The organism is Lacinutrix jangbogonensis (assembly GCF_000797445.1).
GTDB classification, from domain to species: domain Bacteria; phylum Bacteroidota; class Bacteroidia; order Flavobacteriales; family Flavobacteriaceae; genus Lacinutrix; species Lacinutrix jangbogonensis.
On sequence record NZ_JSWF01000029.1, the window covers coordinates 54017 to 73454 of the forward strand.

13 protein-coding genes are annotated in these 19438 nt (G+C 33.2%); 7 read left to right on the top strand and 6 right to left on the bottom strand.

Features of this window, described 5'->3' with window-relative positions:
- Nucleotides 1-37 precede the first annotated feature (37 nt).
- Both RH82_RS10700 and RH82_RS10705 read left to right on the top strand, forming a co-directional pair.
- Complete coding sequence (locus RH82_RS10700) at nt 38-394, top strand: arsenate reductase family protein (RefSeq protein WP_034060792.1); 357 nt, start codon at nt 38-40, stop codon at nt 392-394.
- On the top strand, nt 384-1277 hold the full coding sequence (locus tag RH82_RS10705; RefSeq protein ID WP_034060646.1) for a DMT family transporter: 894 nt from the start codon (nt 384-386) through the stop codon (nt 1275-1277). Before RH82_RS10700 ends, RH82_RS10705 begins: the two co-directional genes overlap by 11 nt.
- Here the strand turns inward: RH82_RS10705 and RH82_RS10710 are convergent.
- Entirely contained in the window at nt 1272-1751 is a 480-nt protein-coding gene (locus RH82_RS10710) for an acyl-CoA thioesterase (RefSeq protein WP_034060647.1), read from the bottom strand. The two genes, RH82_RS10705 and RH82_RS10710, sit on opposite strands and share 6 nt — an antisense overlap.
- A 242-nt stretch (nt 1752-1993) precedes the next feature.
- Between RH82_RS10710 and RH82_RS10715 the strand changes: the two genes are divergently transcribed.
- From RH82_RS10715 to nadD, 3 genes are all read left to right on the top strand, one after another.
- Nucleotides 1994-2854: a YicC/YloC family endoribonuclease gene (locus RH82_RS10715; protein WP_034060648.1), complete on the top strand. Its 861-nt coding sequence runs from the start codon at nt 1994-1996 to the stop codon at nt 2852-2854.
- A gap of 72 nt (nt 2855-2926) precedes the next feature.
- The gene (gene gmk, locus RH82_RS10720) at nt 2927-3529 is read left to right on the top strand and encodes a guanylate kinase (protein WP_034060649.1); all 603 of its coding nucleotides are present in this window, start codon (nt 2927-2929) and stop codon (nt 3527-3529) included.
- Between the two features lie 12 nt (nt 3530-3541).
- On the top strand, nt 3542-4120 hold the full coding sequence (gene nadD / locus RH82_RS10725) for a nicotinate (nicotinamide) nucleotide adenylyltransferase (protein ID WP_034060650.1): 579 nt from the start codon (nt 3542-3544) through the stop codon (nt 4118-4120).
- A gap of 213 nt (nt 4121-4333) precedes the next feature.
- Here the strand turns inward: nadD and RH82_RS17855 are convergent, their stop codons facing one another.
- The 3 genes from RH82_RS17855 to RH82_RS10740 form a co-directional block, all read right to left on the bottom strand.
- Nucleotides 4334-5905 carry a MopE-related protein gene (locus RH82_RS17855; RefSeq protein ID WP_052158304.1) on the bottom strand — a complete coding sequence of 524 codons (1572 nt, stop codon included), beginning with the start codon at nt 5903-5905 and terminating at the stop codon, nt 4334-4336.
- A gap of 356 nt (nt 5906-6261) precedes the next feature.
- Nucleotides 6262-6759 (bottom strand): peptidoglycan-binding protein LysM, encoded by a 498-nt coding sequence (gene lysM, locus RH82_RS10735; protein WP_034060653.1) that lies wholly within the window; start codon nt 6757-6759, stop codon nt 6262-6264.
- Between the two features lie 165 nt (nt 6760-6924).
- Nucleotides 6925-7881, bottom strand: a complete 957-nt coding sequence (locus RH82_RS10740; RefSeq protein ID WP_034060655.1) for a hypothetical protein — start codon at nt 7879-7881, stop codon at nt 6925-6927.
- 189 nt (nt 7882-8070) lie between these two features.
- On the opposite strand from RH82_RS10740, the gene RH82_RS10745 reads away from it, so the two are divergent.
- A complete protein-coding gene (locus RH82_RS10745) occupies nt 8071-9072 on the top strand; it encodes an NAD(P)H-dependent glycerol-3-phosphate dehydrogenase (protein WP_034060656.1) in 1002 nt (333 codons plus the stop codon).
- A gap of 379 nt (nt 9073-9451) precedes the next feature.
- Here RH82_RS10745 and RH82_RS10750 read toward each other — a convergent pair whose 3' ends face one another.
- A complete protein-coding gene (locus tag RH82_RS10750; RefSeq protein ID WP_052158305.1) occupies nt 9452-10192 on the bottom strand; it encodes a LytR/AlgR family response regulator transcription factor in 741 nt (246 codons plus the stop codon).
- A gap of 5 nt (nt 10193-10197) precedes the next feature.
- The gene (locus RH82_RS10755) at nt 10198-12153 is read right to left on the bottom strand and encodes a tetratricopeptide repeat-containing sensor histidine kinase (RefSeq protein WP_034060657.1); all 1956 of its coding nucleotides are present in this window, start codon (nt 12151-12153) and stop codon (nt 10198-10200) included.
- Nucleotides 12154-12707: 554 nt separating this feature from the next.
- Between RH82_RS10755 and RH82_RS10760 the strand changes: the two genes are divergently transcribed.
- Nucleotides 12708-19196 (top strand): HYR domain-containing protein, encoded by a 6489-nt coding sequence (locus RH82_RS10760; RefSeq protein ID WP_034060658.1) that lies wholly within the window; start codon nt 12708-12710, stop codon nt 19194-19196.
- Nucleotides 19197-19438: the final 242 nt, after the last annotated feature.

Genomic DNA, 19438 nt, shown 5'->3' on the forward strand with positions numbered 1-19438 from the left:
ATGAATTTAATTTGCAGTGTAAATTATTATTATAATGATCAATAAAGTATATTATTTAAAATCTTGCAGTACGTGTATTCGTATTTTAAAGGAACTTGAATTACCTAAAAACGTCGTCCTTCAAAATATAAAAACAGAGGCTATTACTGAAATTCAAATAGACGAAATGAAGCGTCTTGCTGCAAGTTACGAAGGGCTTTTTAGTAAAAGAGCGACACTATATAAGCAACGCGATTTAAAGAATAAGAGCTTAACAGAAACAGATTATAAAAATCTAATCTTAGAACATTATACTTTTTTAAGCAGGCCCGTATTTATTATAGACCATAAAATTTACATAGGAAACTCGAAACAAAATGTTGAAGCTGTAAAAATTGCTTTAAATGAAAACTAGATATTGGGCGCTTATTGCTGTCTTTTCAGTACAGTTGTTATATGGTTTAACTTTTACCTTTGCAAAAGATGTTATGGTTGGAGGCTTTATAAAACCTTTTGGTTTTATATTATTACGTGTTGCAGGAGCAACAGCTTTATTTTGGATATTTAGTTTTTTAGGTCCAAAAGAAAAAATTGAACGAAAAGACTATTTAACCTTCTTTTATGCCGCAGTTTTTGGCGTTGCTATTAATATGCTTTGCTTTTTTAAAGGCTTAGAATTCACAACACCAATACACGCTTCTGTTATAATGATAACCGTACCAATAATAGTATTGGTTTTATCTTCATTTTTCTTAAAAGAACGCATTACAATTTTAAAAATATTTGGCGTAATCCTAGGCTTCTTAGGTGCTTTGGTGCTAAGTATCTATGGGGAATCTAATTTGGAAGGTGATAACGTTTTATTAGGCAATCTATTAGTCTTTATTAATGCTATATCTTATAGTATTTATATTATTATCGTTAAAAAATTAACCAATAAATACCATCCATTTACATTTATTCGTTGGCTGTTTTTATTCGGTTTAATTATGGTAATTCCGTTTGGTTATAGTGATTTAGTTGCAACTCAGTTTTCAACATTTACACCATATATTCTGTTTTCAGTACTATTTGTTATTGTTGGTGCTACATTTGGAACCTATTTATTAAATCCATTGGCTCTTAAACACTTAAAAGCTTCTACCGTAAGTACTTTTATTTATATCCAACCAGTTATTGCTGGCATATTTGCTATTACTATGGGAAGTGATGGCATAACTACCGTTAAATTAATAGCCACTGCATTAATATTTTCTGGTGTGTATTTGGTAACTAAAAAGCCTACAGAAAAACTATAGCTCTAAATTTTTTGGTAAACGACCATTTGCTCTGGTATCTTCTTTAGTGAGTGTTTTATAATCTTCAGTTTTTGGAAAAATATCTGCTAAGTCCTTAAGCGCTTTTGGTAGCTTAGTCATCTTTCTAGCTTTTAAATCAATCCATGCGCCAAGCATTTCGCAAAAGGCAATGTTTTCGCCTTTATGGTTATAAAAATTATGTTCGAATTTAAAAAAAGCACCATCTTCACTTAAGCCAGAAACTTCTAAAGAGACTGTAATAGGCTGTCCCATAAACGCTTCTTTAAAATAATGCATGTGCTCATAAAAAACAACGGGTCCAATATTATGGATCGCTAACTCTTTCATCGTAAAACCATATTCTATTAAAAAAGCCATTCTTGTATGACTCATAAAGTTAGTATATGCAGAATTAGCTAAATGTCTATTAGCATCAACATCACTCCAGCGTATTTCGAACTGTTTTTTGTACATTTTATTATTTTAGAATGCAAAGCTATATTATTTTAACTAAAAAGCTACAGCATTAAAATTGTTCTTTTTGCACTACACTTCAAAACAAAAATAGAACGCAACTATAACGATGTTAAATATCTATTTTTCGCCTTGCACAAAACCAATCAATTTTTCTCTACTCTGCCTAATAAGTTAAAACAATATGAAATTTTTTTAGGATTCTCTTTTCATTACCTTTGTGCAACTTTATACAATAGTTTATGATTCATTCAATGACAGGTTATGGTAAATCTGTATTACAATTACCAACAAAAAAAATTACAATTGAGCTAAAATCGCTTAATAGCAAAAATCTAGATTTGAATGCTAGAATGCCTTCTATTTACAGAGAAAAGGAACTCTCATTACGTAAATTAATGGCAAAAGAATTAGATCGTGGAAAAATAGATTTTTCTATTTATGTTGAAACCACTGCTGAAGATACCTCGACTAAAATTAATACTCCAGTTGTAAAGCAATACATACAACAACTTAAAAATGTTATAAATACTGGCGATGAAACTGAATACTTAAAAATGGCTGTCCGTTTTCCAGACGCTTTAAATACAGAACGTGAAGAGATAGACAATAACGAGTGGCAAAAAATTGAAGCAGAAATTAATGTTGCTATTGCTTCTATTAAAGACTATCGTTTAAATGAAGGTGAAGTATTAGAAGCCGATTTTAAAAACCGTGTTGCCATTATAGAAAACGTGTTAGAACAAGTCATTACTATGGATCCAGAACGTGTTGAAGGTGTTAGAGAACGCTTAAAAAAAGGTGTTGCAGATCTTAGAGAGAAGTACGACGAAAACCGTTTTGAACAAGAATTGGTTTACTACATAGAAAAATTTGATATTACAGAAGAAAAAGTGCGCTTAAAAAACCATTTAGACTATTTTATTGAAACTCTAAACTCTAAAGATTCTAACGGAAAGAAATTAGCATTTATAGGTCAAGAAATGGGTCGTGAAATAAACACCATTGGTTCTAAAAGTAATTTTGCACCAATGCAACAGTTGGTTGTGCAGATGAAAGATGAACTTGAGAAAATTAAAGAACAATTACTAAACGTTCTCTAAAATAAAACACAAAATCTAATTAGAAAATCTAATGTCACGCTGAGCTTGTCGAAGCGATTTAAAATTTAAGAGTTGACTAAAAAAGAAATAACCAAACAAGGAAAATTAATTGTATTCTCTGCGCCTTCTGGCTCTGGAAAAACAACCATTGTTAGACACTTACTAAAACAAGAAGTATTAAACCTAGCGTTTTCTATTTCAGCTACTTCTCGCGAAAAACGTGGTACAGAAGTGCATGCTGAAGATTATTACTTCTTATCTGCTAGCGCATTTAAACAACATATTAAAAACGACGACTTTTTAGAATGGGAAGAAGTCTATAGAGATAATTTCTATGGTACTCTAAAAACCGAAGTCGAACGCCTTTGGGCTTTAGGAAAAAACGTTATTTTCGATATTGATGTTTCTGGAGGTTTACGCATAAAACGTAAGTTCCCAGAGCAAACTTTATCTATTTTTGTAAAGCCACCAAGTATAGACGAATTAAAAATTAGGCTTAAAAAAAGAAAAACAGAAAGCGACGATAAAATTAATATGCGCGTAGCAAAAGCAAGTGCAGAACTTGCCACTGCTCCACTTTTTGATGTTATTATTGAAAACGATAATTTAGAAAAAGCATTACAAGAAGCTGAAAACATCGTCGGTACTTTTTTAGCATCGGAAAACAAAAAATAACACTTTACTAAAATGAATATTGGTCTCTATTTTGGTTCTTTTAATCCAATCCATATTGGACACTTAATTATTGCCAATCAATTAGTAGAAAATAGCGATTTAGACCAGATTTGGTTTGTAGTGACACCACATAATCCTTTTAAAAAAAAGAGCACTTTATTAGATAATTTTCAACGTTTGGAAATGGTCTATCTTGCAACTAAAGACTACAATAAATTAAAGGAAAGTAATATTGAATTTAATTTACCACAACCAAACTATACCATAAATACCCTTACTTACTTACAAGAAAAACATCCAGAGCACCAATTTTCCTTAATTATGGGAGAAGATAATTTAAAGAGTTTCCATAAATGGAAAAACTATGAAGTTATCTTAGAGAACCACAATATCTATGTGTATCCTAGAATTTCTAAAGGCACAATAGACACTCAATTTACAGGACATAATAAAATACACAAAGTAGAGGCTCCTATCATGGAAATTTCTTCAACCTTAATAAGAAATGCTATAAAAGGAGGCAAAAATGTTAAGCCTTTATTACCAGAAAATGTTTGGGAGTATTTAGACGAGATGAATTTTTATAAATAAAAATTACACTTGACTTTCTCAAAAAAATAATCGAAATTCGTTTAAAGTCTAATAAAAAACACTTGTGCAGAACTTGTTTCAGTATTGAAACGCTTTTTCCTCATCGCATATCTATCATCTGCAAATAAGCCAACACTACTCTAAAAAAGTTGTGTTGGCTTTTTATAAATTAAAATTTTAATTACTTACCTAAAACAACATCAAATTATATGATTAAAAAGCACGAATTGCACGCATATCCAACCCGCCAACTCCACCTGTATAAGCCTTATTAACAAAATCACCCTGTGAACCATTAGAAAAATCTTGATACCATGCTTTGTTAGCATCAATCTCAGAAGAACTCCAATAGACGTAATTAGTGAATCCTCCAATATTTGCTCCTACTTTAAGATTTAAATACATTAAATTAAGTTCATCCTTTGAAGGTAAATACCAGTCCGAAAAACCTTCTAATGTTAAATTCGCACAAATATCAGCGGCTGTGTTTAATGTTGAACATTGAGCTTCAATATCAATAGTGTTTTGATTACCTGTACCTATAGCTGTGCCATCAGCACCACTAATTAATACACCAACACAACCCCATCCATTTGCTGCTTTAATTTGATCGGATGCTGCACATACTAAACCTTTAGTATTATCATTAGGGTCTACCCAAAAGACAATACCTCCATCTCGAAAATCACCTATTACTGGTAAAGCTTCATCTGTTTGGCCATTACAATTATTATCTACTCCATCACCAGCAATTTCTGGTGCACCAGGATTTGTAGTGACCTCATTATCATCGCAATCTGTATTGTCAACAGTATATCCTGAAGGTGCAGAACAAGCCAATATCGTAATCGTTACGTCTCCATAACCATCTCCATCAGTATCTGCGTAGTATAATTCTTCCACTGCTTCGTCAACTTGTCCATCACAATTATTATCTAATCCATCACAAATCTCTGGCGCACCAGGATATGAGTTCACATTATTATCATCACAATCTGTATTGTCAACAGTATATCCTGAAGGTGCAGAACAAGCCGATATTGTATTGGTTACATCTCCATAACCATCTCCATCAGTATCTGCGTAGTATAATTCTTCTACTGTTTCGTCAACTTGTCCATCATCATTATTATCTACTCCATCACAAATTTCTGGTGCACCAGGATATGAGTTCACGTCATTATCATCAAAATCTGTATTATCACTAGTGTATCCAATTGGCGTAGTACAAGCTGTTATTGTATTCGTTATATCTCCATAACTATCTCCATCGGCATCTAAATAATATGTATCTGTACAGGCTGCAGGACTTGGATCAGCCCAAATAGCCACACCTTCAACCATCGTTAAAACTTGTCCTTCAGTGCCGCCAATAGGTATACCATTTTCAGCGGTTTTGGCATGTAGGGCATAAGGTACATTCATTAATTGCGAAGTTCCAATACTTAAATAAATTGTTCCTCCAGATGTGTCCATTAATGTTTCTAAAAAATAGGGTCCAGTAGACCAATCTATGGCAGAGAAATCATCGGTACTTGTACCTTCCCCTAACACAAAGTTTAGAAACCCATTGGCAGTTGTAGTTGTAGACCAAGTTTCTGAATACACAACAGTTCCTGTTGCCGTAACTTGATGGAAAACAAATTGCGTTCCTACAGCCTGAGATGCTAAAATGTTTCCAGAAACATCTCGAACTACTGTTTGATAATTTACACCTTCTGGTGCTTGGGCAAAAGCAGTAGCGGTGCATAAAAACAGGACCAATAATAAGTTGAATTTATTCATGTTCTTTGACTTTTAATAGTTTTAAGATATAGCTATAGCATTGTTTACTAATTGCAATGTAATAATTATAAATATGCATTGTTAAACAATTGCGGTATAAAAAAAGGCAATACGCTCATAACTCATTGGAAATCTGTTAATAAACAAAAATTAACATGTACTATAGAGCTTCTTAAAATTTAAAAATATGGTTTCTGCTAAACTGAAAATCTCCAAGTATTTTCTAGTGGAGTTTTTAATGACTCATGTTTGAGATACGTATAGCGCAACACAAACGTTAAACAAACTTAACATCCCAACAAAAAAAAGCCACCCCGTTAGAGTTGGCTTTTTTCAATACTATAAATTTATACTACTTAGTCTAAAGCAGGAATACGTAATACTTGACCTGGATAAATTTTATCTGGGTGCTCAAGCATTGGCTTGTTAGCTTCAAAAACCACAGGATATTTCATAGCATCACCATAAAATTTCTTTGCAATTTTACCTAAAGTGTCTCCACTTACAACAGTATGAAACTGTGCTTCTGGCTCTACGTGCTCCACAGTCATTCTATCGTCTACAGTAGCAATACCATTACTATTTCCTACTACTAATATCGCTTTTTCACGTGTAGCTTGATCATAAGCCAAACCAGAGATTGTTGCCACATCATTTTCGATATTTACACAAAGTCCTTCAACTTGTAAATCTAAATCGCTTATTGTTTCTTCTAATTTTCTTGCAGCACTTGCTGCTGCTTTTGCTTTTAATTCGGCTGCCGCTGCAGCTGCTTCTGCAGCTTCCTCTGCATCTGTTTTTCCTATGCCAAAGACTTTAGCTCCTGCGTTTTTAATAAATGAAAATAATCCCATAATTGTTTATTGTTTTATTAGTTAATATTACTGTTGTAAAGTTGAAAAAATCTAAAGCAATCACAGCTTATCCATCCTAACATTGCAATAAAACTCGATAAACAGCAAAAAGAAACTGCTTAAAGTCGCATTTTTAAGCAGTTCCTCTATTTTTTCTTCAAGTTTTTAGGCTTGCTTACGCGTGTTTTTACGACTGTTCTCCTTCTTTTCACTGCGTTGCATACGTTTTTTTTGAGCAGATGTTTTAGACTTAACTATCGTTTTTCCCTCTTTTAGAAATTCAATATAACCTCTACCAGTAAACTCGTAAACGGTTCCAGAGTCTGTATGTAATAATTCTATTCTTTGATCGCTAATAACGTTCAATTCAAAAAACTCATTATCAAAATAATCGTAATCTAGAGTCAGTGTCTTTAAATACATATTACCGCTAACGTTCCCTACGCCATAATTTCCTATAAAATCCCAATATAAACCATTTGGATGTGTGCCATTTGGATCCCGAGAACTTCTAAAGGTATTCTCGTTTCCTCCAGATAAAAACTGTAGAAAATTTTCGTTGTCAAATTCATTTAAAGCGCCATAGTTACTCGTGTATGTTTTTTCCCAAGCTTCGTATTCTTGCAAGAAATACTGGATGTTATCGTAAAAAACATAATCGTAATCAAAATTTGAACGCTGATATCCATTTAAAAAATATGACGTATCGTTAAATGGGTTGTATAATTCAATCGTATTAGTGTCAATTTGGTACACATCAAAACTATCGTAACCATCAATATCGTGATCGATATCTAAAATCATATTATAAGCATTGTAATCTCCTATTGGAATTCCAAAACCGTTACCTTGACTGCCAATGCCAACTAAATTATTGTTTGCATATAATGTTCCGTTTCTAAAAGATACTGTAAATGCAATTTGTAAAAAAGGTGATTCTCCATATCCAACTGTTTCGTTGATATCTACATACCATAATTGGTAAGCATTTAATAGTTGATTAATTGTTATTACTGGTGTTGTATTATTTACATAGTCGTCTTCTATTATAACTTCGCTATAACAAGACGTTAAGAATATTGCCATTACCGCAAATATCGAGAGTAGTTTTGCTGTTTTCATAATCGTTTCGTTTTAAGGGTTGCAATTAAACTAATTTCAAAAGCTATGCCACAAATATTAACGGTATGATATTAAGTGTTTTAGTAACAATTAATAATTGTGTAATTTTGAATTGTTATCAAAGCGATATTTCCGCCTATACTGAAACACATTTAGTATGAACACGAAAATGAAAAGAAAAAATTTTCAATGAGCAAAAAATTAAAATACACTGTTTTTGGATCTGGGAGTTGGGCAACAGCAATTGTAAAAATGCTATGTGAAAACCAAGAAAAAGTGGGTTGGTACATGAGAAGTGTTTATACAAAAGAACACTTACTAAAAGAGCAACACAACCCTACATATTTAAGTTCGGTAGAATTTAATTTAGAACAACTTCATATTAGTAACGACATAAATGAAATGGTTACTTATGCCGATGTTTTAATATTTGTAATCCCATCTGCCTTTATTGGTGATGAACTTAAAAAACTCAATGTAGCGCTTAAAGGTAAATTTGTGGTAAGTGCTGTTAAAGGTATTATTCCAGAAACAGGATTGCTTTTAGGTGAGCATTTTCACGAGAATTATAATGTGCCTTTCGAAAACATTGGTGTAATTGCTGGACCTTGCCATGCTGAAGAAGTTGCGCTAGAAAGGCTGTCTTATCTCACTATTTCTTGCGCAGATCCTATTAAAGCACAAGCGGTTGCAGATGCGTTGGCTAGCGACTATATTAAAACTAAAATTAGTGACGATATTATTGGTACAGAATACGCCGTAATGCTTAAAAATATTTATGCTATTGCAGCCGGAATTGCCCATGGATTGGGTTATGGCGATAATTTTCAAAGCGTTTTGATGAGTAATGCGATTCGAGAAATGAATCGTTTTATTAAGAAAAGACATAAAATGAAACGTAACATAAACAACTCTGCATATTTAGGAGATTTACTGGTTACTGGTTATTCTGTATTTTCTAGAAACCGTATGTTTGGAAACATGATAGGTAAAGGTTACACTGTGAAATCTGCACAAATGGAAATGAGCATGGTTGCCGAAGGTTACTATGCAACAAAAAGTGCATTTTTATTGAACGAAAAAAAGGAAAAGCAAACTAAAACACCAATTATAGATGCTGTTTATGCCATTTTATATAATGGTGAAAACGCAAAAAAGGTGTTTAAGAAACTGACTGATGCATTAGATTGATTCTATTTGGTCATTGCGAAGCTAACTTTTTGACAGCTGTGATAATCTTATAAATTTAGTAATAATTATAACGTTACCATAAGGGTCGCGCTTTCGGCAGTCGCTCACGGTGAGGAGCTTCAACAAAGCCTCAATCCCTAACACACTTGTTTACTTACATAAGTATCTGCCTAAAAAGTATTCTCTATTTATTAAGAGATTTTTGTCTTCGCAATAATTTGGTTGCTTCACCAAAACACCACGCGCTTCCGTTAAGGGTAAAAAACCCAAAAGAATGTTTTAAAAACTGGTACACAAGTTAGATTGACTATAATTATTTAGTGCTATTGATTTAAAAAAGCTCAAGCCAAATACTTGTAGAATTATAATTTACAAAAATCTAATATAGTTTAAAGACCTGCTTAAAACTGTCTTTATAGGCACCTCCCAAAGGAATTTTTGATTCCTTAATTTCTATGCTAGAACCATCAAAGCGATCTATATAATTTTTATTAACCACGTAAGATCTGTGCACTCTTATAAAAACGTTTTTAGCCAAGGGCTCTATGAATTCTACTAGAGACATTCTAAGTGTAAATTTTCTTTTTTTTGTAAAAACATCAATATGCTTTAAGTCAGACTTTATATACATAATGTCATCAATATCTATTTTTTCGTAACTATTATTCACCTTAAAGTAAACAATTTTGTGTTCTCCACTTTCAGCAATTGGTGACACTTCTCTATTCACATGCATTTGTGATGCGTTAAAGTTTTTAATAGCTAATTCAATAGCCGTATAAATATCGTGCTTTTGAAAAGGTTTAACCAAATACCCAAATGGTTTTGTGTCTACAGCTTCCTTTACGGTTGCTTTATCACTATTCGCAGTTAAGAATAAAAAGGGTAAGCCATAATACTCTTGTATTTTTTTAGCAACCCAAATCCCGTTCTTTTGTCCTTGAATATTTATGTCTATAATAGCAAAATCAGTTTTCTTTTCATCCAATATATCTATAGCATCTAAGGCGTTTTTTACTATAGCAACAACATCATGTCCCAAGGCTTTAAGGTAATCTCTAAGTGTGTCGGCTGTAATAAATTCATCCTCAACGATTAGTATTTTTAAGCAATCGTCCATCTTGTTTATTTTAAATTTTTTGAAAACGTAATACCTACTTTCGTTCCTGATTTACTTGATGTGTAATTTAAGTCACCATTTAGTTGCCAAGTTAATCCCTTTATTAAACTATACCCTAAAGATGTTTTAGTAATTGTATTAAAGTTTTCAGGAAGCCCTAAACCATCATCCTCTAGTATCAATTCTAATTGGCCATTATCCAATAGGTTTAAATTCAAAGAAAAATTGCCCTCTAATCTCCCTTTAAAGGCATATTTATAAATATTTGTAACGAGTTCTGTTATTATTAATCCATAAGGAATGGCTACATCTACATTCACCAATGTTTTAGTGGCGTTGATTGTATAATTTATCGTTTTGTCTTCAGTTTTATAAGAACTTGAGATACTTCTTATCAAAGTATTCGAATAAAATTCAAGATCTATAGCGTCTAATGAATCATTTTCATACAACAATTGATGGATAATAGACATAGACTGAATCCTGTCCTTGCCTTGTGACATAACTTTTTGCACCTCTTCACTTTCTGAAATAAGACCTTGTTTGTTTAATAATCCTGAAATAATTTGCAAATTATTCTTTACACGATGATGCACCTCTTTTAATAAAAGTTCCTTTTCATGCAAATTTGTATTTAAGGCACCTTTTTGTGCATTAATTAACTTGTTTTTATTTCTTATTTTACTATTAAAAAGAACAATAACTATGATGATAACTACTAAAAATGAAAACAGAAATACCAATATTAAGCGTTCTTCTTTAGCACTCTTTAACAATAATTTTTGTGCTCTAATTGCTCTATCTTTCTCTTCAGTATTAAAAAGCGCTAATGCTATTTCGGTTTTTGTGTTATTCTTTTCTGAAATAATAGAATCTTCACGACGTTCAAATTTAGTTTTTAATGCAATACCTTTTTCTAAGTTACCCATAGCCAAATAATTTTGACTTTGTAAAGACAAGTTTTTTAGGTAATTAGACTCATTGTAATATCTATCTATTTTATACTCAGCCTTTTTTAAATACGTATTTGCCTCGGCATATTCACCAATTATAAAATACAACTCTCCCATGGAGTTATAACGGTTTGACACATAAGCAGAATCACTAGAACGCAATTGCAGTTCTATTTCTTTTTTTAGAAAAGGAATAATATTTTTGGGTGCGGACTCAAAGTAGTTTACTCTAGCAATATTAGTTTCAATATTGGCTTTAAAAAAAACCTTGTAGTCTTTATTCCAAGATTCAGACTCTGATTTCTCATCACTAATAAGTGATATCGCGTGGTTATAATAAAACAAAGCACTGTCTTGTTGATGTAATTTAGAAAAGGCCTGACCTATGTTATTATGTAAACTCGATTTAAAAATATGCCGATCCGTCTGCTTTAAATCTTCAAAAGCCATTTTCCATTTCTCAATTGCCTCTTTGTATTGTTTGCTCTCAAAGTAAGCAAAAGCGATGTCGCTATTTACATTTAAATTGCCTCCATCTTGAATGTTGAGTGCTTTTCGTATAGCATAAAACTTGGGAATGTTTCTAATATATTCTGTGTACATACCCATTTCAGGATACTGTGTTGTTAAATAATAAAGTATTTTATGCTTTAACTCTGGAGTAATGTTGTAATCTCCATCTAAAATAGAATTGGATACAATAATACTTTCTTTCTTTCTAAAATAATAATAAAAATATTGTGTAAATTTAATTTCTAATAAAAACGAAATGTCGCCTGATCTATTTTTTAAAGCGTACGTTATAGACTCCTCTAAATAGGGTAGTATTCTTTTTGGAAGCTTATCATTTAAAAAAAATGTAGCTATCGCTGTCTTATTACTTTCTGTGCTCTTATAAAGGTCTATTAACACATTGTAACGCTTTTTACTATTAGGCTCTAATTGATCTATTTTGTTAAGTACGTTATTGTAATCGTTTTGCCCAATAGACGCCGTGTAATAACTCATACAAATGAGAGTTATTAAAATTTTAAAAGTCAAAAATTTTTGCAAACAAAGCTTTAACATCAAAGTAGAACTAGTAAATTTAAATTATAACCTATTCAAATAGAACGCTTTTTATTCTAAACTCAAAAGATATGGAATTAAGCTTATATTATTGGGTATTAAATAGAGGTCTTACGGTATGTAATTATTTTAAACTCTATTTGACAAAAAATGTGAAGACATTTTTAAAGATTTTTCACACAAGAAATTTCATACCTCTAAAAACAGTTTTCATACCCATTTTTTTCTAATTCATTCCTCTTGTTCTTATTTTTGGATTTTATACAGTAATGTTGCATTGCTAAAAAATCATTAATACTATAACGCTCAAATAAACGAAAATGAGCCTTTTTCTATAACTATTGCTCACCAAAAGATAAAATTCTTGTGCTCTTGAGTTTTCTCTTATGAAATGGTAAACGCTACTAATTAACAATAACTATTATTATGAAAAAAAAAACCTTAATTCTAAAAACACATTTCTAAAACAACTCTTTCCCATAATACTATTATTATTGGCTTTCAATTTTTCTTTTTCTATAACATCATATAAATCAGAAAATTGGAACACAGAAACGCTTCAATTCGGACTAAATCCATCTGGGTTAAGCTGCTTTACATTTAATGACAATACTCACACCTACAACAATTCAGGTCTTTATAAAGTTGAAATTGAGAATTTAAAACCATGCAGTGACTATGATCAAATTGTTTTAAGTGGTACGACAAGTCTTGCTGCTACACTTGATGTAACTTTAAATTATGCCAAGGCTACTATTATTGATACAGCAACTATTTCTGGTACCTTTTCAAATGTAAGTGTACCAATAATTCAATGTCCAGCGAATATAACAGTAAATAATGATGCTGGAGACTGTGGCGCAATTGTAACTTTTGCAGCTACTGAAACCACAGCTGTACCAGCTTCAACAATCACATATTCTATAGATCCAGGAAGTAGTTTTAATGTTGGAACAACAATAGTAACTGCAACTGCTACAAGTGCTGGTGTTACGGACTCTTGTACATTTACTATTACTGTTAATGATAATGAAGATCCAGTTTTTACTTGCCCGCAAAATATTACGATAAACACTAGTATAGGGGTTTGTGAGGCGTCAAATGTAGTATTGGTTCCACCTTTAGTAACAGACAATTGTACAACAGAAGTAACATTTTCTGGAGGTGTAGATTTACCTCTATTTTTTATTGGAGAACGAGGCGGATTTTTTAGTAGTATAGATTCAGCTGGAAATAGACAAGTGGTTTCTAATATTGTAAATGCTGATGGTGTTGTATTTGTAAGTTCAACTAAAGCCGTCGTGTCTCGTTTCAGTAATACAGCTAACAATCTTGTTGAAGTAGATCTTACCAATGGTAATACAACACCTTTAGCTACTGTGAGTGGTATTATTCAAGGGATGAGTATTAATTTTGAAGGTAAAATATTGTTAGCTAATGAACTTTCAAAAAAAATTCAATTGTTAGATTTAGCAACCTCACAAATAACAGATATTGTTACGAGTCTTAATAAGCCAATTGATGTTGTAGAACTAAATGCGACTACTATTTTAATATCAGAATATAATTTGGGCACCATATTAAAGCATGATTTAAGCACAAATACTACAACTACATTATCAACTGGTTTTACAAATCCAACAGATATTTTTATTGAGGATGACGGAAATTTAATCGTTGCAGAAAATGGTGGTGCAGTCTCAAGAGTAAACACTGCTTCAGGTGTTAGGACAATTATGGCTAATATTGGTGGCGGTCCATATGGACCACATGGAATAGCCAAAGATTATCAAAACAACATTTATGTTGCTGTTTATTCACAAAATAAAATAATAAAAATTGATGGCCTAACTAATGCTGTAACCGACTTTGCTACAGGATTTTCTTTACCAGTATTTATGGGTAGAAGTCCTTCAAACATATTCCCTATAGGCGATACTGTTATAACATGGACGGCAACGGATGCAGCTAATAATACAGATACTTGCCAACAAACAATAACTGTTGTTGATAATGAAGCGCCGCAAATTTCTTGCCCAAGTAATATTAATGTTCCTGCTACAAGTGCAGCCGGTGCTGTGGTAACTTATACTACTCCTGTTGGTACAGATAATTGCAGTGCAACAACGCTTTTAACAGTAGGTTTAGCAAGCGGAAGTACGTTCCCAATTGGACAGACAACTGTAACTTATCAAGTTACGGATGCTTCTAACGTTACAGCAGATTGTTCTTTTACAGTTACTGTAAATGGTGCGGCACCAGTAATACAATGTCCAACGAATATCTCAGTAAATAATGATACTGGTGACTGTGGCGCAATAGTAACTTTTGCCGCTACTGAAACTACAGCTTCTCCAGCTTCAACAATTACATATTCTATAGATCCAGGAAGTGCTTTTAATGTTGGAATAACAACAGTAACTGCAACTGCAACAAATATTGTTGGTATAGATTCATGTACATTTACTATTACTGTTATTGATAATGAAGATCCAGTTGCAATATGTAAAAATAATGTGATTGTTGCTCTAGATGCCACAGGGCAAGCTACCATAACCGCTCTAGATATTGATAATAATTCAACTGACAATTGCGGAATAGCAAGTAGGACTATCACAACTACTGAATTTGGATGTAACACTGCCAGCTATGCACTAGAATTAGATGGTTCTAATGACTTTCTTCAAATGCCAAATGGTATTGTAAATGGTTTAACAAACTTCACTTTTGAAACCTGGGTTGATTACACAGATAACGGAAATTGGACCAGAATATTTGATATGGGTAATAACTCAACTGTAAATATGTTTCTTACTCCTAAAGCAGATTCAGGAAGACCAAGGCTTGCTATTACGACATCTGGAAATTTAGGGGAGCAAAGAATTGACTCAAATATTACTATGCCAACGGGCTGGAACCATATTGCAGTAACATTAGAGCAGGTTTCAGTGGGTAATGTTGTTGGGAAAATGTTTATAAATGGTGTATTGGTTGGTGATAATACTAGTATGACACTAACGCCTAATGATTTAGGTAACACGGTTCAAAACTTACTAGGTAAATCTCAATATGCAGATCCATATCTAAATGGAAAACTAGATGAAGTAAGAATTTGGAACGTGACTCGTACTCAGGCTCAGATTCAAGCATCATTAAATAATGCGCTTTCTGGTAATGAATTTGGTTTGTTTGTGTATTACAATTTCGAAGATGGCCCAGGTAGTACAATTGCCTTGGATAGTTCTCCATCTAATAATGATGCCACACTAATAAATATGGATGTTAATACGGATTGGGTCACTCCAGGAGTTATTAATACGCTTGGCGTTGGGTCACATCCAATTACTTTAACTGTAACTGATAATAATGGGAAAACAGACACATGCACTACAACTATTACTGTAGTCGATCAAATTTTACCAACGGTGTCTTGCAAGAGTTTTACAGCTACATTAAATTCATCTGGCACAGTAGCAATTAACTTATCTGATGTCTTAGATTCCTATGATGACAATTGTGAGGTTGCAAGTGTAATTCTAAGTAAAAATTCATTTACTTGTAACGATTTAGGGAATAATTCAGTTACTATTACAGTAACAGATATAAGTGGTAATCTTGAAACTTGTACTGCCGTAGTCACTGTTGTTGATACTGAAGCTCCGCAAATTTCTTGTCCAAGTAATATTGATGTCGCTGCAACAAGTGTAGCCGGTGCGGTAGTAACTTATACTGCTCCTGTTGGGACAGATAATTGTACTGCAACAACACTGCTAACTGCAGGTTTAGCTAGCGGAAGTACGTTCCCAATTGGACAGACAACTGTAACTTATCAAGTTACGGATGCTAACACTACAGCAGATTGCTCATTTACAGTTACTGTAAATGGAGTGGCTCCAGTGATACAATGTCCAGCGAATATTTTAGTAAATAATGATGCAGGCGACTGTGGCGCAATAGTAACTTTTGCAGCTACTGAAACTACGGCTATACCAGCTTCAACAATTACATATTCTATAGCATCAGGAAGTAGTTTTGATGCTGGAACAATAATGGTAACCGCAACTGCAACAAGTACTAGTGGTACAGATACATGTACATTTAATGTTACCGTTATTGATAATGAAGCGCCTAGTATTACATGTGCTCAAAATATTACTGTAAATAACGATTCTGGACAATGTACAGCAGCTATAACTGTAATACCACCAACAGCAACTGATAATTGTCTTGAAAATTTTGGTAATGCTTTAAATTTTGATGGTAATAATGATTATGTACTGGTTGCCAATCCTCAAGATTTTAATGTTGGGGCAACTACCGATTTTACACTTCAAGCAAAAATTAAAACTACTAGTCCAAGTGTGACTATATTTTCAAAAATGACTCTTGGAGGATCCCCTACAGGCTACCAACTTTGGGTATTCGGTTCAAAATTTGTATTCGAATGGGCGAATGGATCAAGTATAGTCGCTGATTCACAAACAATAGTGAATGATGGAGAATATCATCATGTAGCAGCAGTAGTTTCAAGAAGCACCAACAACATGAAATTATATGTAGATGGTATTTTGAGTGCAGATATTACAAATACTAATTTTGGTAATAATATTGATAATAATGCAGATGTGTTTATAGGTCAAGAACGCACTTTAAGCTCAAATTTTCGTTGGTTAGGTGATTTAGATGAAATAGCATTCTTTAAATCAGTAAGAACAAGTGCACAAATATTAGCAAGTGCAAATTCATCACTTTCTGTATCCGAGCCAAACCTTACTGCGTATTGGAAATTTGATTCTGGAATACCAAATTCAAATAATACAGGTATCATAAATGCAGTTGATAGTAGTGGTAATAATCATTCAGGAGCCTTAACTGATTTTGCATTAAATGGTACGTCTTCAAATTGGGTTAATGGCATTGTTTTAACTGTACCATTAATTAATAGTATTAATGGTACTTCTGTTGCCTCTGGCACCTATTCTGTTGGGCAAACTACTGTTACATGGACAGCAACAGATACAGCTGGTAACCCAGTTACCTGTAACCAAATAATTACAGTAATAGATAATGAATCTCCGCAAATTTCTTGCCCAAATAATATAAATGTCGCTGCTACAAGTGCAGCTGGTGCTGTAGTAACTTACACTACACCTGTTGGTACAGATAATTGTACTGCAACAACTATGTTAACTGCAGGTTTAGCAAGCGGAAGTTCTTTTCCTATTGGGGACACAACAGTAACATACCAAGTTACAGATGCAAACACTACAGCAGATTGCTCATTTACAGTTACTGTAAATGGAGTGGCACCAGTAATACAATGTCCAGCGAATATTTCAGTAAATAATGATGCTGGTACATGTGGTGCAATAGTAACTTTTGCGGCTACAGAGACCACAGCTCTACCAGCTTCTACAATTACATATTCTATAGATCCAGGAAGTGCTTTTAATGTTGGAATAACAACTGTAACCGCAACTGCTACAAGTGCTAGTGGTGTTGACACCTGTACATTTACTATCACTGTTATTGATACTGAAGCGCCGCAAATTTCTTGCCCAAGTAATATTAATGTCGCTGCTACAAGTATAGCTGGTGCTGTGGTAACTTATACTGCTCCTGTTGGCACAGATAATTGTACTGCAACAACTATGTTAACTGCAGGTTTAGCAAGCGGAAGTACGTTCCTAATTGGAGACACAATAGTAACATACCAAGTTACGGATGCTTCTAACGTTACTGCAGATTGCTCATTTACAGTTACTGTAAATGGAGTGGCTCCAGTAATACAATGTCCAGGAAATATAATAGTAAATAATGATGCAGGAGATTGTGGTGCAATAGTAACTTTTGCAGCTACAGAGACCACAGCTTTACCAGCTTCAACAATTACATATTCCTTAGCATCAGGAAGTGCTTTTGATGTTGGAATAACAACGGTAACCGCAACTGCTACAAGTGCTAGTGGTGTTGATACCTGTACATTTACTATCACTGTTATTGATACTGAAGCGCCGCAAATTTCTTGCCCAAGTAATATTAATGTTGCTGCAACAAGTGCAGCCGGTGCTGTGGTAACTTATACTGCTCCTGTTGGTACAGATAATTGCAATGCAACAACACTACAAACTGCAGGTTTAGCAAGCGGAAGTACTTTTCCTATTGGAGACACAACAGTAACCTATCAAGTTACAGATGCTTCTAACGTTACTGCAGATTGCTCATTTACAGTTACTGTAAATGGAGTGGTACCGGTAATACAATGTCTAGCAGATATAACAGTAGATAATGATGGAGGTACGTGTGACGCAATAGTAACTTTTGTTGCTACTGAATCGACAGCTATACCAGCTTCAACGATTACCTATTCTATAGATCCAGGAAGTAGTTTTAGTGTTGGAACTACAATGGTAACCGCAACTGCTACGAGTGCTAGTGGTACGGATACATGTACATTTAATGTAACAGTAAATACTACTACAGGACCAGTAATTTCTTTTACAGCACTAGCTGATCAAGACGTAAATTCTAGTGTTCTTAATGGGAATGGTGGAGCAACGCCATCTGGTGGTGTGTACTCTGGTAATGGTGTTACAGACGACGGAGATGGACTTACTTATAGCTTCAATCCAGGAGTAGCAGGAGTCGATACACATACAATTACATATACTTTAACTAATGCAAATGGTTGTACTATAGCCTCAGCGACTGACGACGTTGTAGTGACGGATAATACTTTATCTATTAGTAATTTCGATATGGAAGGAATTCGATTATATCCTAACCCAATGGATACTAAGTTAACAATTGAATTAAATAATACCTCAAACTTAGTAAGCGTAATTTTGTTTGATATCACAGGAAAAAAAGTGCTTAGCAGTACTAATAAAATAATTTTTGTCGATACACTACAAAGTGGTGTATACTTGGTAAAAGTAACCACAGATAAAGGTACTTTTATAAAAAAATTAGTTAAAAATTAACGCGATTAGCTATTAATTGATTTAAGAAGTCTAAACCCTTTCCTCTTATGGAAAGGGTTTTTTCGTTGTATAGTACGGTAAAATTCTAAAATTACAGCATTAAAATACTTGTTGCCTAGAATTTGAAGTCACTCAAAGTAAAACGCTTACCTCGATTACGCTTTAATATTAAATAGCTAACATAGACAAGACTAAACAAAGAATTAAACAGCAATGAGTGAATGATTTTGTAAAGTTTAAGG